At 64.4% G+C, this 278-nt stretch carries 1 protein-coding gene; it reads right to left on the bottom strand.

What is annotated here, in order from left to right; all coding sequences use genetic code 11:
- A partial coding sequence (locus AC4FS3_RS29410; protein WP_491023480.1) for a TolC family protein occupies positions 1-278 on the bottom strand: 278 nt, incomplete at both ends.

The following is a 278-nucleotide window of genomic DNA, read 5'->3' as shown; positions in this document are numbered from 1 at the left end:
CTGCTGGGCGCGCAGAACATCGTAGGTGGTGCGCTGGCCGACCTTGGCCTCTTCACGCACGCCAGCGAGCGCAATTTCGTTGGCCTTGACCTGGGCGGTCGACGCCTCGATCTGCGATCGCGCCGCCTCAAGCATGCTCCAGCTCGACACCACTGCGGCCCGCACCTGATCGCGGAAAATGTCGACGCTGATATTGGCCTGGCTGGCCTTTTCCTTCGCCTGACGGGTCTGGGCGTAATACTGGCCGCCGTCATACAGTGGCACGGTGAGCTGGGCGA

It is taken from the genome of Pseudogemmobacter sp. TB195 (assembly GCF_058313095.1).
This window is presented reverse-complemented; position numbering and strand designations above follow the sequence as displayed.